General features: G+C 41.2%; 23 protein-coding genes and 1 other RNA gene. 11 read left to right on the top strand and 13 right to left on the bottom strand.

Annotation, left to right across the window (positions count from 1 at the left end; genetic code table 11):
- Window positions 1–78 precede the first annotated feature (78 nt).
- The 6 genes from LJ707_RS03935 to LJ707_RS03960 form a co-directional block, all read right to left on the bottom strand.
- Entirely contained in the window at window positions 79–474 is a 396-nt protein-coding gene (locus LJ707_RS03935) for a hypothetical protein (RefSeq protein WP_228949469.1), read from the bottom strand.
- Entirely contained in the window at window positions 474–1,388 is a 915-nt protein-coding gene (hemF, locus tag LJ707_RS03940; protein WP_228949470.1) for an oxygen-dependent coproporphyrinogen oxidase, read from the bottom strand. Before hemF ends, LJ707_RS03935 begins: the two co-directional genes overlap by 1 nt.
- Window positions 1,389–1,444: 56 nt before the next feature.
- Complete coding sequence (locus LJ707_RS03945; protein ID WP_228949471.1) at window positions 1,445–2,674, bottom strand: MFS transporter; 1,230 nt, start codon at window positions 2,672–2,674, stop codon at window positions 1,445–1,447.
- 102 nt (window positions 2,675–2,776) lie between these two features.
- Window positions 2,777–2,974, bottom strand: a complete 198-nt coding sequence (locus tag LJ707_RS03950) for a cold-shock protein (protein ID WP_228949473.1) — start codon at window positions 2,972–2,974, stop codon at window positions 2,777–2,779.
- A gap of 135 nt (window positions 2,975–3,109) precedes the next feature.
- The gene (locus LJ707_RS03955) at window positions 3,110–3,745 is read right to left on the bottom strand and encodes a peroxiredoxin (protein WP_228949475.1); all 636 of its coding nucleotides are present in this window, start codon (window positions 3,743–3,745) and stop codon (window positions 3,110–3,112) included.
- Window positions 3,746–3,947: 202 nt separating this feature from the next.
- Window positions 3,948–4,385, bottom strand: coding sequence for an Hsp20/alpha crystallin family protein (locus LJ707_RS03960; RefSeq protein ID WP_228949476.1), 438 nt, complete (start codon window positions 4,383–4,385; stop codon window positions 3,948–3,950).
- 146 nt (window positions 4,386–4,531) lie between these two features.
- Between LJ707_RS03960 and LJ707_RS03965 the strand changes: the two genes are divergently transcribed.
- Complete coding sequence (locus LJ707_RS03965; protein WP_228949477.1) at window positions 4,532–4,978, top strand: thioesterase family protein; 447 nt, start codon at window positions 4,532–4,534, stop codon at window positions 4,976–4,978.
- On the opposite strand, the gene folB is transcribed toward LJ707_RS03965, so the two are convergent.
- Window positions 4,971–5,339, bottom strand: coding sequence for a dihydroneopterin aldolase (folB, locus tag LJ707_RS03970; protein ID WP_228949478.1), 369 nt, complete (start codon window positions 5,337–5,339; stop codon window positions 4,971–4,973). The genes LJ707_RS03965 and folB overlap by 8 nt on opposite strands.
- A gap of 243 nt (window positions 5,340–5,582) precedes the next feature.
- Between folB and LJ707_RS03975 the strand changes: the two genes are divergently transcribed.
- Together LJ707_RS03975 and LJ707_RS03980 are read left to right on the top strand one after the other, a co-directional pair.
- The gene (locus LJ707_RS03975; protein WP_228949479.1) at window positions 5,583–7,628 is read left to right on the top strand and encodes an ATP-binding protein; all 2,046 of its coding nucleotides are present in this window, start codon (window positions 5,583–5,585) and stop codon (window positions 7,626–7,628) included.
- A gap of 116 nt (window positions 7,629–7,744) precedes the next feature.
- Window positions 7,745–8,587 carry a sensor histidine kinase KdpD gene (locus tag LJ707_RS03980; RefSeq protein WP_228949480.1) on the top strand — a complete coding sequence of 281 codons (843 nt, stop codon included), beginning with the start codon at window positions 7,745–7,747 and terminating at the stop codon, window positions 8,585–8,587.
- Here the strand turns inward: LJ707_RS03980 and LJ707_RS03985 are convergent.
- The gene (locus LJ707_RS03985; RefSeq protein ID WP_228949481.1) at window positions 8,584–9,948 is read right to left on the bottom strand and encodes a GH1 family beta-glucosidase; all 1,365 of its coding nucleotides are present in this window, start codon (window positions 9,946–9,948) and stop codon (window positions 8,584–8,586) included. The genes LJ707_RS03980 and LJ707_RS03985 overlap by 4 nt on opposite strands.
- 295 nt (window positions 9,949–10,243) lie before the next feature.
- On the opposite strand from LJ707_RS03985, the gene LJ707_RS03990 reads away from it, so the two are divergent.
- The 6 genes from LJ707_RS03990 to LJ707_RS04015 all read left to right on the top strand — a co-directional run bounded on the left by LJ707_RS03990 (window position 10,244) and on the right by LJ707_RS04015 (window position 14,236).
- Window positions 10,244–10,711, top strand: coding sequence for a DinB family protein (locus LJ707_RS03990; RefSeq protein ID WP_228949483.1), 468 nt, complete (start codon window positions 10,244–10,246; stop codon window positions 10,709–10,711).
- 28 nt (window positions 10,712–10,739) lie between these two features.
- The gene (locus LJ707_RS03995; protein ID WP_228949484.1) at window positions 10,740–11,153 is read left to right on the top strand and encodes a hypothetical protein; all 414 of its coding nucleotides are present in this window, start codon (window positions 10,740–10,742) and stop codon (window positions 11,151–11,153) included.
- Window positions 11,153–11,806 (top strand): SCO family protein, encoded by a 654-nt coding sequence (locus LJ707_RS04000; protein WP_228949485.1) that lies wholly within the window; start codon window positions 11,153–11,155, stop codon window positions 11,804–11,806. Before LJ707_RS03995 ends, LJ707_RS04000 begins: the two co-directional genes overlap by 1 nt.
- A complete protein-coding gene (locus LJ707_RS04005) occupies window positions 11,803–12,222 on the top strand; it encodes a cytochrome c (RefSeq protein WP_228949487.1) in 420 nt (139 codons plus the stop codon). The genes LJ707_RS04000 and LJ707_RS04005 overlap by 4 nt, the downstream gene beginning before the upstream one ends.
- A gap of 105 nt (window positions 12,223–12,327) precedes the next feature.
- Window positions 12,328–12,709: RNase P RNA component class A (gene rnpB, locus LJ707_RS04010), an RNA gene on the top strand.
- A 144-nt stretch (window positions 12,710–12,853) separates the two neighbouring features.
- Window positions 12,854–14,236 carry a sigma-54 dependent transcriptional regulator gene (locus LJ707_RS04015; RefSeq protein ID WP_228949489.1) on the top strand — a complete coding sequence of 461 codons (1,383 nt, stop codon included), beginning with the start codon at window positions 12,854–12,856 and terminating at the stop codon, window positions 14,234–14,236.
- A gap of 41 nt (window positions 14,237–14,277) precedes the next feature.
- Here the strand turns inward: LJ707_RS04015 and LJ707_RS04020 are convergent, their stop codons facing one another.
- Window positions 14,278–14,526, bottom strand: coding sequence for a DUF3820 family protein (locus tag LJ707_RS04020; RefSeq protein ID WP_228949491.1), 249 nt, complete (start codon window positions 14,524–14,526; stop codon window positions 14,278–14,280).
- A 12-nt stretch (window positions 14,527–14,538) separates the two neighbouring features.
- The gene (locus tag LJ707_RS04025; protein WP_228949492.1) at window positions 14,539–15,480 is read right to left on the bottom strand and encodes an MBL fold metallo-hydrolase; all 942 of its coding nucleotides are present in this window, start codon (window positions 15,478–15,480) and stop codon (window positions 14,539–14,541) included.
- Between the two features lie 161 nt (window positions 15,481–15,641).
- Between LJ707_RS04025 and LJ707_RS04030 the strand changes: the two genes are divergently transcribed.
- Both LJ707_RS04030 and LJ707_RS04035 read left to right on the top strand, forming a co-directional pair.
- Window positions 15,642–15,908: a hypothetical protein gene (locus LJ707_RS04030; protein WP_228949494.1), complete on the top strand. Its 267-nt coding sequence runs from the start codon at window positions 15,642–15,644 to the stop codon at window positions 15,906–15,908.
- Window positions 15,890–16,840: an aldo/keto reductase gene (locus LJ707_RS04035; protein WP_228949496.1), complete on the top strand. Its 951-nt coding sequence runs from the start codon at window positions 15,890–15,892 to the stop codon at window positions 16,838–16,840. The genes LJ707_RS04030 and LJ707_RS04035 overlap by 19 nt, the downstream gene beginning before the upstream one ends.
- Window positions 16,841–16,915: 75 nt before the next feature.
- Here the strand turns inward: LJ707_RS04035 and LJ707_RS04040 are convergent, their stop codons facing one another.
- From LJ707_RS04040 to LJ707_RS04050, 3 genes are read right to left on the bottom strand one after another with little or no spacing between them, the layout of a single operon-like run.
- Window positions 16,916–17,770: a PKD domain-containing protein gene (locus tag LJ707_RS04040; RefSeq protein WP_228949498.1), complete on the bottom strand. Its 855-nt coding sequence runs from the start codon at window positions 17,768–17,770 to the stop codon at window positions 16,916–16,918.
- Between the two features lie 11 nt (window positions 17,771–17,781).
- Window positions 17,782–19,242, bottom strand: a complete 1,461-nt coding sequence (locus tag LJ707_RS04045) for a PA14 domain-containing protein (RefSeq protein ID WP_228949499.1) — start codon at window positions 19,240–19,242, stop codon at window positions 17,782–17,784.
- Between the two features lie 36 nt (window positions 19,243–19,278).
- The gene (locus LJ707_RS04050; RefSeq protein ID WP_228949500.1) at window positions 19,279–20,991 is read right to left on the bottom strand and encodes an alkaline phosphatase family protein; all 1,713 of its coding nucleotides are present in this window, start codon (window positions 20,989–20,991) and stop codon (window positions 19,279–19,281) included.
- Between the last annotated feature and the right edge of the window lie 16 nt (window positions 20,992–21,007).

Consider the following 21,007-nt stretch of genomic DNA (forward strand, 5'->3'; position numbering starts at 1 on the left):
GAATTAATATGATTTTTGGTACCTATGTTAGTAAAAACAGCCAATGTGCACAATATGCTGTAAGGCATAAGGTTAGGGTTACTTAACCTTTTTCCAATACTCCTCAACTGCTGCCCCGTTTGGCAGCGTACCTTTAAATTTAAGGGTATCATTACTTATGGTATAGGTATAGGTAATGGTTTTATTAAGCGTTTGTGAGGGCTGGCTGCAATAGGTTTGTGTTTCGAAGCAAGTATCGGCTATTAACTGGTAATTACCCACTTCGTATTTAACGGCTTTTTGGCCGGGCTCAAGTACAAAGGCTTCAAAATTATTGTTTTTGTATTTACGCTGCAGCGTATATTCTGTTGGCGCTGCTGATAACTTTCCTTTAAACATGCCACCACAGTATTGCCACACGCCTTTTAGCGATGCCGCGTTGAATGAACTGCATAAAGCTATCAATACTATGCACGGTATAAGTCGCTTAATCATTATTCAGCCCAGTTTATTCCTTTTTTTAATAACGATAAAGTTCGCTCTTCATTGCTGCCAGCTTCGGGCGTATGATTATAAACCCATTTTGCCGTTGGTGGCAGGCTCATTAATATTGATTCGATACGCCCGTTAGTTTCAAGGCCGAATTTTGTACCGGCATCATAAACCAAATTAAACTCGGCATAACGGCTGCGGCGCAGGTATTGCCAAAGCTGATGCTGCTCGGTAAATGGCGTGTTGCGGTTACGCTCAACCAACTCGGTATATATGGGTATAAACGAGCGACCCAGCGCTTTTGAAAACTCAAAAATATCATCCCAGCTAACCTCATCATTAGCGGTAAGCCTGTCATAAAATATACCGCCTATGCCGCGGGTTTCATCACGGTGTTTGATATAGAAGTAATCATCAGCCCATTGTTTAAAGCGATGATAAAATTCGGCGTGGCACGAATCACAAACCGATTTAAGATAAGCATGAAAATATCTCGCGTCAGCATCAATTACATAATGCGGTGTAAGATCAATACCCCCGCCAAACCAGCGCAGCGGTTTCTTATCCGGATCATCCGTAGGCATTTCAAAGTACCTGATGTTCATGTGGATAATGGGCACCCAGGGATGATTAGGATGGATAACGATAGACACACCGGTTGCAAAGAAATCGTCATTCTCAACCTTTAACGCTCTTTTCATGGTATCAGGCAATTGCCCGTACACAGCCGAAAAGTTAACGCCGCCTTTTTCAAAGATGTTGCCATTTTGTATAACGCGGGTAATACCGCCGCCGCCACCGTCGCGCTGCCACTGCTCCTCCTCAAAGCGGCTTTTGCCATCAACAGCCTCCAGTGCAAGGCATATCTCATTTTGTATGATACGGTAGTCTGCCGCTACTTGTTCTTTGCTTATCATTGAGGCAAAAGTAAGTATTTTGGTTGTTGGATGAGTATTTTTTAGCTATACCCTGATCAGCTTTCCATATAGTCGAGATCTTTATTAAAGCTCTCCTTTAAACGGCTCAGGGCCAAAAGCGCCAAACCGATCAGGATGAACAGCATGATGTAAGCGCTGGTTATGCGTCCGTATTGTTTTACCAGGGCATCAAACGCGAAATTGATAGGTATAAGCGCGCCGCGAACAAAATTGGGCACCGTTGTAGCCACTGTTGAGCGTATGTTGGTACCAAATTGCTCGGCCGCGATGGTGTTGAAGGTTGCCCAGTAACCAATGCAAAAGCCTATAATAAAGCTCAACCACATAAATTTATCGGGCGTAATGCCTTTAGCATTCAAATAAAATATAACACTTATGGTTGATGCTACCTGGAATATAAGCATGGTTAGCTTACGCGATTTTGTGATCTGCGATAGTACGCCGGCAAAAATATCGCCTATTGAAAGGCCAATGTAGGTAAACATTACTCCTGTACCGGCGCTTAATGGTTCGGTTGCGCCAAGCTCTTTACCAAACTCCGGAGCCTGGGTTATAAGCACCCCTACCACGTACCACAATGGCGCACCAATCAATATACAGCAAATGTATTTAAAGAAACGTTTGCGGTTATTGAACAGCATAAAGAAGTTTCCCTTTGAAATACTGCTTTGTTCGGCGCGCTTATACATGCCCGATTCAAAGGTACCCATACGCAATAGTAACAACACAAAGCCGAGCCCTCCGCCGGTAAAGTATGCCGTACGCCAATCCTCCTTACCTACAAGCGATGCCACCACCGCGCCAAATAAGCCAATAGCGGCCACAATGGTAGTGCCGTACCCGCGTTTCTCTTTACTTAATGTTTCGGTAACTAATGTAATGCCTGCACCCAGCTCACCGGCCAGGCCAATGCCTGCTATAAAACGGATAATGGCGTAGGTATTTACATCGTGTACAAAACCATTGGCAATATTGGCCAGCGAGTATAAAAGTATTGAACCGAACAGCACCTTTATCCGGCCAAATTTATCGCCGATTATACCCCATACAATGCCGCCAAGCAACAAGCCAAACATTTGCATATTGATGATAAATACACCCTCATGCTGTATGTCGGCTTCGGGCACGCCGATATCTTTCAGGCTTTGTATACGTACAATAGAAAAGATAATAAGATCATACAGATCAACAAAATAGCCCAGTGCGGCCACAAGTACCAGGAATACAACATTGCGCGATTGTTTGCGCGAAACTTCATCAGCCATTAAATTCTAAATTGGTGTGTTTTGAGCGGTAAACTTAAAATTTTTTCCATAAAAAAACCTCTGTACCCATAGTACAGAGGTTTTATAATTTGAAGCGTATAATTATACTTTTTTTACATTAACGGCCTGAGGTCCTTTTTTGCCATCTTCAATATCATACTCAACGGTATCATTATCTTTAATAGCGTTAACACCACCCTGAACATCTTTAAAGTGCACAAAAAGGTCTTTACCATCATCAGTAATTATAAAGCCGTAACCTTTTTGTGTATTGAACCATTTTACTTTTCCAGTTTTCATATAAAATTTCGTATTAAGTTATAGTTGATAAGAATTATTTATTAAAACCAAACTGAATATAAAACGGATTGATAATCAGAGCGGAATAGACAAATCTATCTCTTCAAATATAAAAAATAATTAATCCAAATAAAATTATTTATTTGGCTGCGGAGTTAAACGTAAATATGGTTTTACTTCAGTATATCCTTTAGGAAATTTCGCCGGGATATCCTCTGTTTTAATAGCCGGTACAACCACTACATCCTCCCCTTCTTTCCAGTCGGCAGGTGTAGCCACGCTGTAGTTAGCGGTTAGTTGCAGTGAATCTATCACGCGTAATATTTCCTGAAAGTTTCTGCCGGTAGATGCAGGGTAAGTAATGATCAGTTTAATGCTTTTGTCGGGTGCTATAATGAACAATGAACGTACTGTTGCGGTTAGCGAAGCATTCGGATGGATCATGTCATAAGATTCAGCGATCTCACGATTTTCGTCCGCGATGATGGGGAAGTTAACTTCAACGTTCTGCGTTTCATTAATATCGTTTATCCAGCCTTTGTGCGATTCAACACCGTCAACACTCAGGGCTATAACCTTAACATTGCGCTTGTCAAACTCTTGTTTTAATGATGCCGTACGGCCTAACTCGGTAGTACAAACAGGTGTATAATCTGCCGGGTGCGAAAACAGCACACCCCAGCTATCACCTAAATATTCATAAAAATCTATTTCGCCTTCTGATGTTTGCGCTTTAAAGTTTGGCGCTTTATCTCCTAATCGTAAGCTCATGATAAATGTATTTTATATGGTTTATACCTGCTAAGGTATATGGATTAAAATAAAATATCTACAAAATTGATAGATTTTTTTTGACGATGATTATTATAATGATATTAGCATGACTCGCCTGCTGGCAGGTAAAAAAAGAAGGCCGCCCTAACGGGCGACCCTCCACATCAAACCAACTCTATTATGAAAAACAAAAACTTAATTATTTTACAGCGATCTCTCTTGATTGTACTTTAGCTTCTTCCTTTTTAGCGATGCTAAGTTTCAGAATGCCATCAGTGTAATCAGCTTCGATACGTGCCTGGTCGGCAGACTCAGGTAAGGTGAATGAGCGCACAAATGAGTTGTAGCTGTATTCACGTTTACTGTATTTTTTACTTTCGTCAACGTTCTCAACCTTCTTTTCGGCGGCAATGCTTAAAACATTTTTGTCGAGGTTGATTTTAAAATCTTCTTTTTTCAAGCCCGGAACGGCCAGTTCAATATGAAACTCAGCTTCGGTTTCGGCAATATTTACAGCCGGAACGCGTGATGCCAAACGATCGCTTACAAAAGCATCGTTTAAAAATGAATCGAACACATCGCTAAAGAACGGACTTACTGAACGGGTTTTGTTGTTACCAAATTTTACTAAAGTCATTTTTATATCCTCCTAAGTATTTTTTAATTTTTATTAAATGTTAACTTCGTTGCAGCATGTTCAACTGTTGTACCAATGCAACAAACCATGTAAAATAGCCGACATTTTGTCGGTTACAACACAAAACAACTGACTTTTTGACAAAAATGACTGAAAATCTATCATATTACAGGTTTAAAACAGACATCCCTATTCGGTTTTCGGATCTTGACGCGTACGGACATGTAAACAACGCCGTATACCTTACCTATTTTGAAATAGCCCGTTCAAGTTATTGGAAAGAAGCTATCAGTTGGGATCAGAACAATGCAGGAATAATTTTAGGACGCTCAGAGATCAACTATCTAAAGCCTTTAAAACTTGATGATAAAATATCATGTTACGTACGTACCACCCGCATTGGTAACAGCAGTTTTGATATGATGCACGTACTTGTAAAACAAACACCACATGGTGAAGAGGTATGCACTACGGGTAAAACTGTTTGTATCAGTTATGATTACAGCACTAACAAATCAGTACCCATTCCGCTGCACGAACGCCAGCGAATGATAGAGTATGACGAACCGCCGCTAATATTAAATACTAATTAGTAGCGGCTTTATTATAAGTAATATTTACTGCCGAGTAATTTACAGGCCCCGGCATTGGCGGGTTCATCTTTTTTAAGCTAACATCAATACGCTCAATAAAAGGGTAATGCTTTTTTATTTCATCAATAATTGAGTTGGCCACGGTTTCAATCAGTTTACGGGGCTTTTTCATCTCCTTACAACATATATTATATAATACCTCATAATTAACGGTATAATTGAGCTCATCAGCAGCCAACTCGCCTGCAGGTTCAAATACTACCTCAACATTAATTTGATATTGCCCGCCAATAAGTTGCTCTTCAGGGTAAAAGCCATGAAATGCAAAAAACTCAACACCATTTAAGCTAACAGTTATCATGCTTCAAAAGTAGCACAATTAAACTGGCAAGGCTATTATTTTAAACGTTAAATGTGTTAGCCAAATTAGAGAGCTAACAATGGTAAACAGCCTGATAAATACTTTTTTAACTGCCGGCTAATTTTTTAAGTGTTAATATCATTAACTAATATTAAATACATATATTTGATACAAACTATTGCTTACATCCCCTTGATTGTTTGTTCAAACCATTTAAACCTTAAAGCTAAGGGCTTTTATTGGATGGCCTGTATCATTATGCTTTGTCTGCTGACTTCGTGCAGTAAAAAACAAGGCACTAAGGATAGGTTCACGCCTGAATTTGATACCATTTTTAATCGCGGTAACAAATTTTTACAAGTTGGCAAAAATGAGGAAGGCCTGCGTTATATTGATTCAGGATTTAAAACTATCATCAATCCAACCATAGGCGATTATGTGCGCAAATATGGCATACATTACATGGTATTGCGTCGCGGTCAGGGCGAAATTGAAAAAAGCCTGCCTTATGCTGATACAATGGTTTATTACGCTAATCGTAATAAAAAAGACAAGTATTATGCCGAGAACCTTGCTGAAGCTACCTTCTCAAAAGGCGATGCGCTGTTTGACCTGAAACGCTATGCAGAATCATACCATCAATATTATGAAGCTTACCTTGCCGGCCAAAACACACTTAACAAGCTAACATTAAGCGAGTTTACCTACCGGATGGGTTTGATCATGTTCAGGCAGGGTAATTACAGACTATCTGAAAAATATTTCCAGGACAGCTATAGCCAAAGTTATGAAAATGGCGAATTCCTAATGTTTTACCGCAGACAGGAAGTGATTGACAACATAGGCTTATGTTATAAAAAGCTTTATAAAAATGATACGGCATTATATTATTTTAATAAAGCCCTGAATTATATCAATAAAGGAGAGCCGGTTTACCGCACGAAAGTAATAGGTGACCATTTTGACATTGCCAGGGGTGTAGTTTACGGCAATATAGCCGAGATATACCAACGCCAGGGCAAGTTTACTGAGGCCGCCGCCTTGTTAAAAAAGAGTATAGCCATTAACCTGCGTAAGGGCAATGATAATAATGATGCGCAACTTACCGAGATAAAATTGGCTAAGCTTTACCTTCAGCTAAACCAGGTAGATTCGCTCGAAGCGGTACTGAACACTATACACTCGCAATTTGATACATTAAAAAACGAAGAAGCTGTTGCTGACTGGAACCATTTGATGGCGCTGTATAGCTTAAAACAAAGAAAATTCGAAAGCGCTGCGGGCTATTTACAGGTATATGATACCAAGAAAGACTCTATAAATAAAAAGTTAAGCGCACTGATAGCGAGTGACGTTACCAAACAAGTGTTGAATTATGAAAATCAACGTAAAATAACCGCGCTTAGCAATAATAATAATCTGCAACGTATATACCTGATAGCCGCACTTGTTGCAGGTTTATTACTGTTGATGATAATTTTTTTGGTTTACCGAAACTGGAAACGTTCACGTAACGAGTATCAGATAGTTAATAAACTCAATCAACAAATTAATGAGCAAAACAATGTTCTTGCTCAGGCCCTTACTGAACTTAACATCAGCAGCCGCGAAAAAGACAGGATATTACGCACAGTAGCGCATGATCTGCGCAACCCGTTGGGTGGTATAGCATCACTTACCACAGCTATGATAGATGACGGCGAACTGAATACCGATCAGCAGGATCTGGTGAAACTTATAAAAGAAACTTCTTATAATTCGCTCGAGCTGATAAACGAAATAATGGAAATTGCCAACAACAGCAGCACGCCACTAAAAATGGAACAGGTGGAGATCAACTCCCTGGTTAGTAACAGTGTTGAGTTACTGCGTTTTAAGGCTGCCGAAAAAAAGCAGGAAATTACGATGGAATTGCTTGCTAACGAAAAGGAACTCTGTATAAGCCGCGAAAAAATATGGCGTGTTATCAGTAACCTTATAAGCAATGCAATAAAATTCAGTCAGTTTGGCGCAATTATCAATGTCAAGATCATTGAGGATAATGATGGTGTAAAGATCGCTGTGAATGATCAGGGCATCGGCATACCTGATAAACTCAAAAACCAGATATTCAATATGTTTACAGATGCTAAACGCCCGGGTACAGGTGGTGAAAAATCATTTGGCCTGGGGTTATCCATCTGCAAACAAATTGTTGAAAAACACAACGGCAGTATCTGGTTTGAGAGTAATGAGCAAAATGGCACCACTTTTTACATTAAACTGTTAAATTCTTTCACTGCAGCCTAAAATTTATCAATAAACTATACGTTTTATTAATGTTATGTTAAACCTTAGTTATTGTTTTAACGTATACGCAATCGATAGTATCTGTTTATAAAAAGCAATTTGAACCCTGTAGCTCTATGGAAGCTAACTTCATAAATCAATTTCGGGCGTTTAACAGGCCTGAAAACAAACTTGAGCACAATACAGGCGAAAACAGTATCAGGTTTTCGCAGCCATCATCATTTAGTGAAGCTGCTCCGGTAAAAGCAGAACGCACTATGGCTACAAATGATCAACCTGATGGCACTGAACGTAGCAAAACACTCTACGCTTTGGCCCACGACCTCAAAAATCCACTTTCTACCATAATTTCACTTACAGAGCTGGTTTTAAGAAGAGGCGAACTTACTGATGAGATAAAGGAGTACATTAATCATATACGTCGTATTTCAGCCAGTTCTCTGGAGTTTACGCAGGATGTGATCTATTCGGCCAACATTAATGCAGAAGAGAGTGTGGCTAAACCTCATGATATAAATGAGATAGTTATCGAAGCATTAAATACCCTGAAATACCAGGCACTTGAAAAAGAGCAGCAGTTATTTTTTGAACCCGATGAGGCCACGGCACAGGCAAGTGTAAATAAAGCGCAGATAATAAGGGTGGTTAGCAATATTATTAACAATGCCATTAAGTTTACCGGGCACAATAAAAATATAAAAATAACAGTGAGTAACCTGGCCGCTCATGTTTTAATAAGCGTACAGGACGAAGGCATAGGTATACCAGCCCAAATGCGTTATTATATTTTTGATCAATTCACCAATGCCAAAAGGCAGGGCACCTCAGGCGAAAGTTCATCAGGGCTCGGCCTGTCTATTTGCAAACAGATCATTGAAAAGCATAATGGCGAAATATGGTTTGAAGATGCTAAACCCCTGGGTACAATATTTTTTGTAAGATTGCCGAAGAACATTTAATTCTCGCCCTTCAAAAAACCAGCATACCATTTGCCCGATGATTTGATGATGCGCTGCTGTGTGTCAAAATCAATATAGATCAAGCCAAAACGAGGGTGATACCCTTCGGCCCATTCAAAATTATCAGTAAGCGTCCACACAAAGTAGCCATCAACTTTACAACCTTCGTTTTTAGCTTTTAAAACCTGCTGTAAATGGTTTTGCAAATATTCAACCCGCTTAGGGTCGTGCACCTCATGATGCTCAACCTTATCCGGAAAAGCGGCACCATTTTCAGTAATGATCAATTTTTTGATCCCCTTATATGCGTCAAATTTTTTAATAACCTCATATATAGCCGGTGGATACACCTCCCATCGCATGTCAGTAAGCGGCACTCCCCTGTTCTCTGCCTTAACTAATTTGGCACTTAAATAGGGTGTAAAAAATGAATACTTAACAATTTCGCGGGTGTAGTTTTGAATGCCGATAAAATCAAAATCAAAACTTATACGATCTTCATCACCAGGGTGAAAATACTTGTGCAGTTTTTTTAATACAGGCAGATCATCCATCGGGTAACCAAGACCAAGTATTGGCTCAATAAATAAACGGTTTATCAGCGCGTCGGCACGTTTGGCAGCGCTTACATTACGCGGATGCGCGGAGTAAGGCTCAATATGCGAGCACGAAAAGGTAGTGCCGAGATTAGCGTCCGGACATAGTTTACGCAATATTTTTGCGCCGGCCACAATGCTTAATACAGCATGATGAATGGCCGGCAAAAAGCTGCTTAGCCCTGTGCGCCCCGGGGCATGTATACCTAAAAAATAACCCGCGCCGGTAAAAACGGCAGGCTCATTCATCACCATCCAGTTTTTTACGCGATCGCCAAAACTATTGGCGCAAATGGTTACATAGTCGCTAAACCAGGTCACAACATCGCGGTTTGTCCAGCCGCCTTTATTTTCAAGTGCCTGCGGCAGATCCCAGTGATAAAGAGTTACCCAGGGCTCCACACCAACTTGCAGGCAATAATCTATCACACGGTTATAATGATCAATGCCATGCTGATTGATTTGGCCGGTACCCTGGGGCAATATCCGCGTCCAGGCTATGGAGAAACGGAATATCGGGATGTTAAGTTGTTTTATCAGGTCAATATCCTGCCGGTATGAATTATAAAAATCGCAGGCTGTTTGAGCGTGATCGCCGTTAAGTATCTTTCCTTTACGGGTGGTAAAATTATCCCATATTGATTCACCCTTTCCATCATGCGAGCAGGAGCCCTCAGTTTGAAAAGCCGCTGTTGACACCCCCCATACAAAATCATCACCAAATGATTGACGGAGCAGTTCAGAATTTTGGGTAGACACTTTCATTAATTTGAGCTATAAAGCAGCTCAAAATGTGTATTTAAATTGTATTTACAAAGCAATTTGTAACACATTAATGAATAAACGATGAACGCATACTTTTTAAAACCATCCATTCGCGCAAATGGCCGAACAGGTAGGTTATGAATTTTAACGTTTTCATAGCGGTTAGCTTTTGATTTATATAAAGCTACCACCCTATTGTCAAATTACTGTACAATTCCTGTTATCAGATTGTTAATAAGCAAAATACTGACAATATTAAGGCTATTGTAATACTACCACTGAACTACATTTGCCTATGCTGAATTTAAAAAAGTATTTTATTACCTTATTTGATTACGATTACCATTGCAACACCATATTCAATACCATGCTTATGCAGCCCAATGCCTCAACTCAGGCTGTTAAAACCATGGCGCACCTGCTGGTTACACAGCATACCTGGCTAAACCGCTGCAAAGGACTTGAAAATCCGCCTGATGTGCAGATATGGCCGGCATGGAAGCCGGTAACATTCAGCCCGGTTCTTAACCAGAATCATGACGACTGGACTGTATTTTTATCAAACCTGAAGGATGACCAGTGGACGGAGATCATTGATTATAAAACCACGCAGGGTGTACCTTATGCTGATAACCTTTTCAATATAATAACACATGTAATTAATCATGGTACCCATCACCGTGCGCAGATAGGCCAGTTATTGAAAAATACCAATAACGTGCAATTACCTACTACCGATTACATTGCTTTTATCAGAGAATAACTTGCCTATATTTGCCTGAGAATATATTATGGAAAGAACTGTTTTTTTGCTCCTGCTTGCCCTGTTCGCTGCCGGTTGCGGCAATGCGCCCGATAATAAGGAACAGGAAAAAAAGTTATTTAACGAGGTAATGGAGATACACAACGAGGTGATGAACTACGAGAGCATTATTATGGAGAACAAAACCAAGTTAGATAGTTTTGCCAGGGTAAGTACTGTACCTACTGTTAAGGATTCGGCCGCGCTACTGAGCAAGGGCCTTGAAAATGCTGACGTGGCCATGGGCGAATGGATGCACAAATTTGAGCCCGATTACTCAAAAAAGGCACATGATGAGGCGATGAAATACCTGGCCGGTCAAAAAGTTAAGATAACGGAAGTTGATTCGATAACCAAAAAAGCCATTAAGGCATCATGGCAATTTTTATCAAACCATAAATAATGATCAAATATTTTTTTATACCCTTAATTGCGATAGTTGTACTTAGCTCGTGCAAATTTAACAGTACCGAAAATAAAAAACTGCCAATATTTGGCGAGCGCGAAGCGGTAACCAAAACGGTTAATGGTCAGCAGCAAACAGATACTGTTTATCATACCATACCGGCATTTAGCTTTGTTAACCAGTATGGCGATAGTATTACTGATAAAAGTCTTGACGGTAAAATATACGTAGCTGATTTTTTCTTTACCACCTGCCCTTCTATATGCCCTATCATGCACCGCAACATGCTTAACGTATATAACAAATTTAAGGATGCAGGTGATGTAAGCATACTTTCATTCACTATTGACCCTAAATATGATAGCGTGCCCGTGCTTAAAAAATATGCCGACGCGCTCAATATCACCGGCAATAGCTGGTGGCTGGTCCAGGGTAAAAAAGAGGCTACTTACAACCTTGCAAAAAGCTACCTTGTTACCACTCCTCGAGAGGACGCTAAAGAAAAGTTTATCCACGATGGTTATTTTATCCTGATCGATAAACAAAAACGTATCAGGGGGTCATACATCGGTACCGATGAAAAAGAAGTTGCCCGGCTGATTGAAGATATACAAACCCTGCGTACAGAACCTGAACAGCAAGGTAAATGAACAAAGCGGTAATTATACTTACGGGCCTGGTAGCTATTGTTATGATAGCCGCATCATGCCAGAATGAAGGGCAAATGGAATACGCCCGATACTACACCGGCGGCAAATTGCTTTACCAGCAAAAGTGCCAAAATTGCCATGGCAGTAAAGGCGAAGGCCTTTCGGCATTAATACCGCCGCTTACAGATACGGCATATATCAGCAAAAACAGAAATAAACTGGCCTGCATTATACAAAACGGCATGGGCGGTTTCATCAGCGTATCCGGCAAAATGTATGAAAATCAAATGCCACCCTCCGGCCTTTCGCCTATTGAAATAGCTGAGGTTGCTACCTACCTGGGCAACTCCTTCGGTAACAAAACCGGTATTATTAGTATTGAGCAGGTTGAGAAAAATTTGAATGAGTGTCAGTAATTTGGGGTTGATGATCATAGTTGATTGTTCATAGTAAAAAATGGCACTAAGATCCATGATCTATCTGCTATTAACCACTATCTAAACTAAAACCCTATCTTTACACCTGCAAAACGTTCTATCGCTCTGTATTTTTTACGGGGAGGAAAGTCCGGGCAACGCAGAGCATCCTGCTTCCTAACGGGAAGGCGCCGGCAGCCGGCGACAGCAAGTGCCACAGAGAATATACCGCCCGCAAGGGTAAGGGTGAAAACGTGAGGTAAGAGCTCACGGCTTTTCCGGGCGACCGGAATCGCGGTAAACCTCAGGAGTTGAAAGACCAAATAGGTCCTGATCAGTGAAGTTGCTCGCTTCCGTACCGGCCTTAGGGCCGGGCATCAGGATGGGTAGGTTGCTTACGAGCCTGTTAGCAATAGCAGGCCCAGATAAATGATAGAAGCCATAAGCAATTATGGAACAGAACCCGGCTTATAATTTTGCTGCTGATAATGACCCTGTTGTGTTTTACACAGCAGGGTTTTTTATTTTCAAAAAACCAAAAGTGTTTATTTTTGTATACATATATTAGTATACAAATTCTATTGTATCTGCATTCAAAAAATACCGAACAAGTTATCGAACTACTATACACATGGCTAAAATTTTAATTATTGACGATGAGCGGGCGATCCGCAGCACTTTGCGCGAAATTCTGGAATATGAAGATTACCAGGTTGAGGATGTAGATAATGGTGTTGATGGCCTGGAGATGATCCAGAACAATGATTACGACCTTGTACTGTGCGATATTAAAATGAACCGCATGGATGGCATGGAAGTACTGCAAGAGGGCTTAACCATTAAACCCGACCTGCCTTTCATCATGATATCAGGCCATGGCACGGTTGAAACCGCGGTTGAAGCCAGCAAAAAAGGCGCATTTGATTTTATATCAAAACCACCTGACCTTAACCGCCTGCTTATTACTGTACGTAACGCGCTTGACAGGGGCAGCCTGGTAGTTGAAACAAAAACACTTAAACGCAAGGTTTCAAAAGTAAGGCCTATACTTGGCGAGTCGCAGGGTATAGCCAAGATCAAAGAAACCATTGAGCGTGTAGGCCCTACAGATGCACGTGTGCTGGTTACCGGTGCAAATGGTAGCGGCAAGGAGTTGGTTGCACGCTGGCTGCACGAAAAATCAAACCGCGTTAATGCCCCGCTCATTGAGGTAAACTGCGCGGCCATTCCGTCTGAATTAATTGAAAGTGAACTTTTTGGCCACGAAAAGGGCTCATTTACTTCGGCCATAAAACAGCGTATAGGTAAATTTGAGTCGGCCAGCGGCGGCACATTATTTTTGGACGAGATTGGTGATATGAGCCACTCGGCACAAGCTAAGGTATTACGTGCCTTGCAGGAAAGTAAGATAACCCGTGTGGGCGGCGAAAAGGAAATTGATGTTGATGTGCGTGTTATAGCGGCTACCAATAAGGATCTGTTAAAAGAGATAGAAGCAGGTAACTTCCGTATGGACTTGTACCACCGCCTGAGTGTAATTTTGATACATGTACCTCCTTTAGTTGATCGCAAGGATGATATACCGCTGTTAACCCAAAGCTTTTTGGATGAGATTTGCGGAGAGTACGGTATGCCTACAAAACGCATATCAGACGGTGCGCTTGAAGCTCTTAAATCATTACCATGGACAGGTAATATACGTGAGCTGCGTAACATGGTTGAGCGCCTCATCATCATGAGCGACAAAATGATCACCGAAAATGATGTGCGTTCATTTGCCAACCCTTCTGCACCGGCTACACCGGTAAACGGTTCGCAACCGGCTGCACCACAAACGGACTTTAACCAGTTCAAAAATTTCCAGGAATATAAGGATTTCGCTGAACGCGAATTCATTAAATTCAAACTGGAAAAGAACAACTGGAACGTATCAAAAACTGCTGATGATATTGATATTCAGCGCAGTCACTTGTACAGTAAAATTGAAAAATACGGGTTAAAGCGTGGCGAATGATCGCCGGGCAAGGCCAACAAAAAAAGCGATGGGTTAATTACCTATCGCTTTTTTTGTTGCTCAACGTACGCCTTTATTTGCAGAAGTATAGGCGTTACACCATTGGTTTTTATTTCAAACACTGTTGATAGCAGCATACCCAGCTTACCCGGCGGAAAGCCTTTATTGTGCAACCATTCAAGGTAATAAACCGGCAGATCGCATAATAAGGTGCCTTTATATTTTCCAAAAGGCATTTTCATGGTTACGGCATCAATCAGTACTTGTTTATCGGGTACAATATTTTCCACCCGGTAAATATACTATCTTTTAGCTACCGCTTTGGTTATAATAAAGGCAAACGCCGCTGCTCCGAGCGCAAACGCGGCGGCTTTTAATTTAAGGTTTGCCGTTTCGGTGTATGATGGTACATATTTAACACCCGTTTCATCGGCCATTGCAGCGCGCTTAACATAGCGACCATGCTTAGGCACTGCCAGTTCCCTAAAGTTATTGGCCAGGTAATTCAATGAGGTTTGCAGCTCTTTACCACGCATAACAAAACCATGGCCGGTGGCTACAATACGTGGCTGTAAAGCGGCAAGCTTACGTACTGATTTTTCGGCCGCATGCCAATCGGTTGTCATGTATTTTGGCGGGCCTGATAGTTTTTTATTAAAGTTAAGTGCGTGCACTAATGATTCGGCTTGTGTGGTAGTAAAGGCATCGCCCGCAATAAGTGTAGTATTTAATGGTAAAAATAAGGATATATGGCCTGGTGTATGCCCTGGTGTATGTATCACTTTCCATTCCGGTAGTTCAGGTATGCCTTCATATTTATCAATAGGAATAACTTTATTACCCAGATTTAAAGGTTTGTTAGGGTATGACCATGAGATAAGGCTCATTAACCCGCCACCTACCCCCGGGTCAGCAGGCGGATATGATGACTGGCCGGTTAAATATGGCAGCTCCATTGGGTGTGCATATACCGGCACGTTCCAAACTTTTAATAATTCCTCCAGCGCGCCAACATGATCAAAGTGAGCATGGGTTAGTACTATTGCCGCAGGTTTAGTACCGGGGCCAAAAATACTCTCGGCCATGGCTATAATACGTTTAGCTGTACCGCGTAACCCGGCATCAACCAAAACCCAACCCTTGCCTGCCCCTCTCCTGTTGGCTATCATATAAACATTAACAAAGGTTACCTTCATCCCCCACACATTCTGGGCAACCTGGAAATAATTAGTCTTTTTTCTCATAATTCACATAGATGTATTAAATACAAACAATGCTTTTTATTTAATGGTTTTAACAAAAGCATATAGTTTAATATTACCAGGCAGGAAATGTTAAATAAATGTCACAACATATATTTAAATAAACAGGCAGCGCCGTAAGTGCGTTACTTTAAACAACTACTATGATGAACGAACAAACAGAAGCGGTACTGACAGGATCAGACGGGCCAATTGACGGAATTGTTAGCGTGATAGCCCAGGAAGGCTATGGCGAAGGATACATATTCCGTTCAATTGACGGCACTTTGGAATTGATAATTGCCCGGAATGAGCGCGGTTATTGGGAACGTGTGGCAGGCAGCGAGCCTTACTTTTCGGGTTGGGTTGATGAGCTTGCCGAGCAAATAAACAACAACAAACAAACATTACAATGGATAACAGAGAAATAGGAACATCAGGCTTACAGGTAAAACCATTTGCTTTTGGCGGCAATGTTTTTGGCTGGACAGCCGATGAAAAAACATCTTTTGAATTACTTGATGCTTTTGTTGACAAGGGCTTTAACCTGGTTGATACGGCTGATGTATATTCATACTGGGTACCGGGCCATAAAGGTGGCGAGTCAGAGATTATTATTGGTAACTGGCTGAAAAAAACAGGCAAGCGTGATAAAATTGTGCTGGCTACCAAAGTTGGTAAACCAATGGGCGAAGGTTTGAAAGGCTTATCAAAAGCTTATATCAACAGCGCGGTTGAGGCTTCCCTTAAACGCCTGCAAACTGACTATATCGACCTTTATCAATCGCACGATGATGATAAGGATACCCCGCTTGCTGAAACCATGCAAGCCTTTGACCAGTTGATAAAAGAAGGAAAGGTACGTGCCATAGGTGCATCCAATTTTACTGCCGACCGCCTTGCCGAAGCTATTAAAGTTAGCGAAGACAATGGCTTTGCCGCCTACCAATCCTTACAACCTGAGTATAATTTGTATGACCGTGCAGGTTTTGAGGCTGACCTTAAAGCATTATGCCTCGAAAAAAATGTAGGTGTAATTACCTATTATTCATTGGCCAGTGGATTTTTATCCGGCAAATATCGCTCAGAAGCTGATCTGAATAAAAGTCAGCGAGGCGGCGGTATCAAAAAATATCTGAATGACCGGGGTTACCGTATATTGGAAGCTTTGGATGAAGTTGCGGCCAATCATAACGTACCCGCAGCAACAGTATCCATTGCATGGCTTATTGCTCAATCCGGCATTACCGCTCCTATTGCCAGCGCTACCAGCGTAAAACAATTAGGCGATATTGCAAAGGCCGCTGAGCTAAAACTATCACGCGAGGAAGTTGAGCTGCTAACCAGGGCAAGCAATTATTAACACTTTATAAATAATTCAAAAGCCGCTTAATTGATAGTTAAGCGGCTTTTTTGTGATGGATTTAAGTACTAATATTTATTTATCAGGTTGTTTTTGATTCATACTCCATTCAGCCATTTGGAAATCGCGGCTACCAAAATTCGACTTAATATTTATACGATAGAATTTGAAAGCCACATTGTTATTAAAGTGCCAGAATTTCCTTTGCCTGCGCGCAGTAAATTTGTACTTATAACCTGAACTATTAGGATCATCAGATGCTGTAGCCGATGCTAATGTAATCCATTTTATGCCATCTTCTGACCCTTGTACAGTCCAAACTTTAGGATCACGGTCATCAGCATCATTGGCAGATGTTAATGAGTATGCTCCTGCTATTACGGCACTGTCTAACTCAAATTTGATTACTAAATCCCCTGCAAAGCCCGATTGCAGAAATTTGGTATCAGAATTTTCATCAATCAGCTTTAATGATCCCTCACCACTTTCTGGCCCGCCCTGGTTATCACGAGAAACGGTAAGCTTACCGCCAACAGTTTTAAAGTAATTTGGTCCGATTTTTCGAGGATCGAAATTTGGATCATTAACTTTAAGTATAACTTCACGACTTGCCGTATAGCCTTGTGAATTACGCACTGTAAGGTTTACACGATAGTCGCCATCAAAAACATATTTATGATATGGAGATTCCTCAGTTGAAGTACTATCATCACCAAATTGCCACAAAATCTCTTTATAATTTGTTGATAAACTTTTAAATTGAAAGCCTTTGTATTCTATTGTATCCGGTACTTCTACTGTAAAGCCTGCAGTTGGTTTCGGTTCATCAACTTCTACAACCGCTACTTCCTTTTCCTTTTTGCAGCCAACAGACAGCATAGCTACCAGTACAATGGCTGATGAAATTTTAAAAAATGTTTTCATGTTCATTATCTGATATATTAGTTTAATGGTGCCGGAAATAATTGGCTCATTGGTACTACACGCTTGCTGATAATAATATCTTTCGGCTCGGTGGCATTCTTCACTTCGTAAGATAATATAGCACGCTGGCCGCCTACATTTTCACGGTGATGTACCTCTATTTTGTAACGCTTTCCACGTTCAAGCACTATAGTGCCGTTACGTTCCGGGATATCCCATCTATCAGTAAAATCGTTAACTATTGTTTTGCCGTCAACAAACAGGCGGGCTCCGTCATCCCATTCGGTTTGAAAAAATCTGTACTCGCCACGTACAGGTGCCAAAAACTCACCTGTCCAGCGGGTTGAGAAATTATCGCGGCTTATCCCCGGCGTAGCTGACTGCCATGGGCCATCACCGGTCCAGTTTATATTTTCCTCTATCCTAACAAGCGTTGGTTTGCGGCCATCCTGATCGAGGAATTGATAGTCAGAAAAATACTCGGCTTTAAGGCCGGTTCCGTTGCCTGTTATATAGGAATTATTATCAAGGTTAACTGTAGGTTGTACCAACACCACTAAATTGTTTTTTACCGGGTCGATCACATGTTTGGTATTATCGGTGATCTTGAGTACAAAACCAAAGCGTTTATTGGCAATAATGTTAGCATCAAACACAGGCCAGCCTATAGTTAAACGGGCTACCGCTCCGCTCGAGCCTGTAATGATACGAATATTGGTATCAAGCGTAAACTCTTCGGGCTTTAAAGCAATAGTGTTTGCAGGCAATACTTTATTAGCTATTAAAGTAGCTAATGAGTCATTGTCGAGCTCAACCTTAACATTAAACGCGCCAGCCGGTTTACCCGCTAAATTTATAAAGATAGGTATGGTTATACCACCCGGCCATGATTTGTTGTAGTTCTTGTTAAAATCAACATCAAGTATTCCGTTGCCATTTTGTATAGAGATGTAATGAATATCACTTTCCTTGATAAGGGCATCACTATCCATTATCACCATTATGTTTGAATTTTTGGCGCTTATTTGGTTACCCTTGCCCGGCTCAGTAAGTTTAAAGGCAAAAGCTACATCCTTACCATAATTTTTCTCGAGCACATTTAAACGCACAACAGCTTCGCCAACAGCGCTTGTAGCACCATACGGCACATTGATTACATTAGGATAATCAACTGATCCGCTTGGTAAAACAACTGTATTTTTTAATGTACCATTATCAATTAACTGCACTATGGTGTCAGTATTTAAAACGATGCCTACCTGGAATGCTTTTTTAGCCGGCGCGTTAAGTGTTATTTTAAATGGTACCCTTACTGATTCATTACTGGCAACTACTCCGCTGGCAATAATGCCTTCGCCCGAAACGCTGCGCTGTTCATTGTCAAGCGGGTCAACATTGTCAAGTTTATTTTTATTGCACGATGCAATAATTACCCCGGCACAGCACAATACTGTAAGGGCGTATATAACTTTTCTCATAATGGTTATATTTTAGCTATATCTCTTCTATTCGGTTTATTGATCTATCCACACACGGCCGTCCAGATCCCAGCTTTGCCTGCTTGCTATCCTGAACCAGTTTAATATCTGCGAGGGGATATCAGTGGTTTGTGGTACATATTGTGCAAGGGTTGCAGCATTTGGCGGGCAAATCAGGTCGTTAAAATCTTCCCATTTGTAATCGCCTATTAATTCAAAGTCGCGTGCTTGCGGACCAAAATCCCTTATCAGATTACCCTGTCCATCAGTACCCGGCCAATAACCGGCCAAAAAGGTATAATACGGATGGCCTTCGTCAATGGTTGTCTGGCAGGCATACTCAGCAATAGCGGCATCCGGAAGTGTGGTTTTAAAGAAACGTATATCACTTAAATACACATCAGGCGAACCATGGCCAGTTCCATTCATGTAACCCAGCTTTAATTTGTCGTTATTATCCAAACTGCCTGCATCGGTAATATCTATTTCATTATCAAATTGGCCATTGGTGTAGGTACGTATGTAGCGCCTGCCGCCTCTTAGCTCGCACTTAACTGTTAAATTCTTCCACTGGCCAGGTTCCAGGTCTCGGCCGCGGCATTGCCTGTAATTGCCGTTTATGTCATTAACGCCACGTAATTCAAAATACCAGTATTTTTCTTCAAGGTAAATTACCCAGCCTACTGATGGGTGCCCGCTTGACCATTCGCGGCGTTTACCTAATATACTTGGCCAGTTAAACTTCTCTCCATTCTTTTTAACTTTCAGTTCGATAGTGAATTTAGAAGTGTCGCCCCCAAGGTTAAATACATCCGCGGTATCTATTTCGGCTCTTACAGCTTCGCCTTGCATGCGTACAGTACGGCCTAAATAACGGTTACCGGTAAAAGGCTTGGTTATGATACGTGTTTTATATTTCAGCGCGCTGTAAATAGTAAACGTATTGGCTGAGGTATTGCTAAATACAGTGTTATCGTTCTGGTTACTCGGTATGGCAAATTCACCACCACCGCTCGAAGCAATCACGATCATCCAATCTTCGTTAGTATAATTTTCACGGCCTTTTACGGCGTTAATAATTTCACCAACATAGCTGTCAAAAGTTTCGATAGCGGCTTTATATTGCGGAAACGAGTTATCATATCCATATTGAGCGCCGGCCTCATCAATATCATTAAAATGACCAATTATTAACGATGCGGTGTCTGTATCAATATTATTTACAAGCGCGGCCTTAACTTCGGCATCAGTGCTGTATGCTTCACTAACATCCGCACCCGTAGTTAAACTGGTTTTAAAAGTATTTGATGCTGAGAACGATGCAACTTTTATGGTTGGATCTACCTCTTTTATATTCTGAAAGATCAGTTTATAACGTTCAAGGTTGTTGCCTTCCAGATCATTGCTTACTACGCCGTGCTTGTTGCTTTTTACTCCTGTAAGCATATCAGCCCAATTACGCACATCTGATTTTGATTCAGGATCGTTCAAGCCAACCCAGCTATAAATTGATGTTGGCAAAAGTGCTTTTATGTTAGGCACATTGGCTGCGCTTATCGAGGCGCCGCGGGCACCATCAACTATCAGGTAAAGCACTTTACGTTTACCGTATAATACGTTCACCGAATCATTATACTCTTTATCTGGCAGCACCCGCGCAAAATCCTTATTACAGGATACTATGGCAGCGGTTAACAAGGCGCAGATGAACAGCAATGCTACTGCTTTTGTTGTTTTCAATTTCCTCATCTGTATGGTATTATAA

Source organism: Mucilaginibacter sp. UR6-1 (genome assembly GCF_020880975.1).
GTDB lineage: Bacteria > Bacteroidota > Bacteroidia > Sphingobacteriales > Sphingobacteriaceae > Mucilaginibacter.

Coding starts and splice junctions, on each gene's coding strand:
- LJ707_RS03935 (WP_228949469.1), bottom strand. CDS start 474: ATGATTAAGCGACTTATACCGTGCATAGTATTGATAGCTTTATGCAGT.
- hemF (WP_228949470.1), bottom strand. CDS start 1,388: ATGATAAGCAAAGAACAAGTAGCGGCAGACTACCGTATCATACAAAAT.
- LJ707_RS03945 (WP_228949471.1), bottom strand. CDS start 2,674: ATGGCTGATGAAGTTTCGCGCAAACAATCGCGCAATGTTGTATTCCTG.
- LJ707_RS03950 (WP_228949473.1), bottom strand. CDS start 2,974: ATGAAAACTGGAAAAGTAAAATGGTTCAATACACAAAAAGGTTACGGC.
- LJ707_RS03955 (WP_228949475.1), bottom strand. CDS start 3,745: ATGAGCTTACGATTAGGAGATAAAGCGCCAAACTTTAAAGCGCAAACA.
- LJ707_RS03960 (WP_228949476.1), bottom strand. CDS start 4,385: ATGACTTTAGTAAAATTTGGTAACAACAAAACCCGTTCAGTAAGTCCG.
- LJ707_RS03965 (WP_228949477.1), top strand. CDS start 4,532: ATGACTGAAAATCTATCATATTACAGGTTTAAAACAGACATCCCTATT.
- folB (WP_228949478.1), bottom strand. CDS start 5,339: ATGATAACTGTTAGCTTAAATGGTGTTGAGTTTTTTGCATTTCATGGC.
- LJ707_RS03975 (WP_228949479.1), top strand. CDS start 5,583: ATGGCCTGTATCATTATGCTTTGTCTGCTGACTTCGTGCAGTAAAAAA.
- LJ707_RS03980 (WP_228949480.1), top strand. CDS start 7,745: ATGGAAGCTAACTTCATAAATCAATTTCGGGCGTTTAACAGGCCTGAA.
- LJ707_RS03985 (WP_228949481.1), bottom strand. CDS start 9,948: ATGAAAGTGTCTACCCAAAATTCTGAACTGCTCCGTCAATCATTTGGT.
- LJ707_RS03990 (WP_228949483.1), top strand. CDS start 10,244: ATGCTGAATTTAAAAAAGTATTTTATTACCTTATTTGATTACGATTAC.
- LJ707_RS03995 (WP_228949484.1), top strand. CDS start 10,740: ATGGAAAGAACTGTTTTTTTGCTCCTGCTTGCCCTGTTCGCTGCCGGT.
- LJ707_RS04000 (WP_228949485.1), top strand. CDS start 11,153: ATGATCAAATATTTTTTTATACCCTTAATTGCGATAGTTGTACTTAGC.
- LJ707_RS04005 (WP_228949487.1), top strand. CDS start 11,803: ATGAACAAAGCGGTAATTATACTTACGGGCCTGGTAGCTATTGTTATG.
- LJ707_RS04015 (WP_228949489.1), top strand. CDS start 12,854: ATGGCTAAAATTTTAATTATTGACGATGAGCGGGCGATCCGCAGCACT.
- LJ707_RS04025 (WP_228949492.1), bottom strand. CDS start 15,480: ATGAGAAAAAAGACTAATTATTTCCAGGTTGCCCAGAATGTGTGGGGG.
- LJ707_RS04030 (WP_228949494.1), top strand. CDS start 15,642: ATGATGAACGAACAAACAGAAGCGGTACTGACAGGATCAGACGGGCCA.
- LJ707_RS04035 (WP_228949496.1), top strand. CDS start 15,890: ATGGATAACAGAGAAATAGGAACATCAGGCTTACAGGTAAAACCATTT.
- LJ707_RS04040 (WP_228949498.1), bottom strand. CDS start 17,770: ATGAACATGAAAACATTTTTTAAAATTTCATCAGCCATTGTACTGGTA.
- LJ707_RS04045 (WP_228949499.1), bottom strand. CDS start 19,242: ATGAGAAAAGTTATATACGCCCTTACAGTATTGTGCTGTGCCGGGGTA.
- LJ707_RS04050 (WP_228949500.1), bottom strand. CDS start 20,991: ATGAGGAAATTGAAAACAACAAAAGCAGTAGCATTGCTGTTCATCTGC.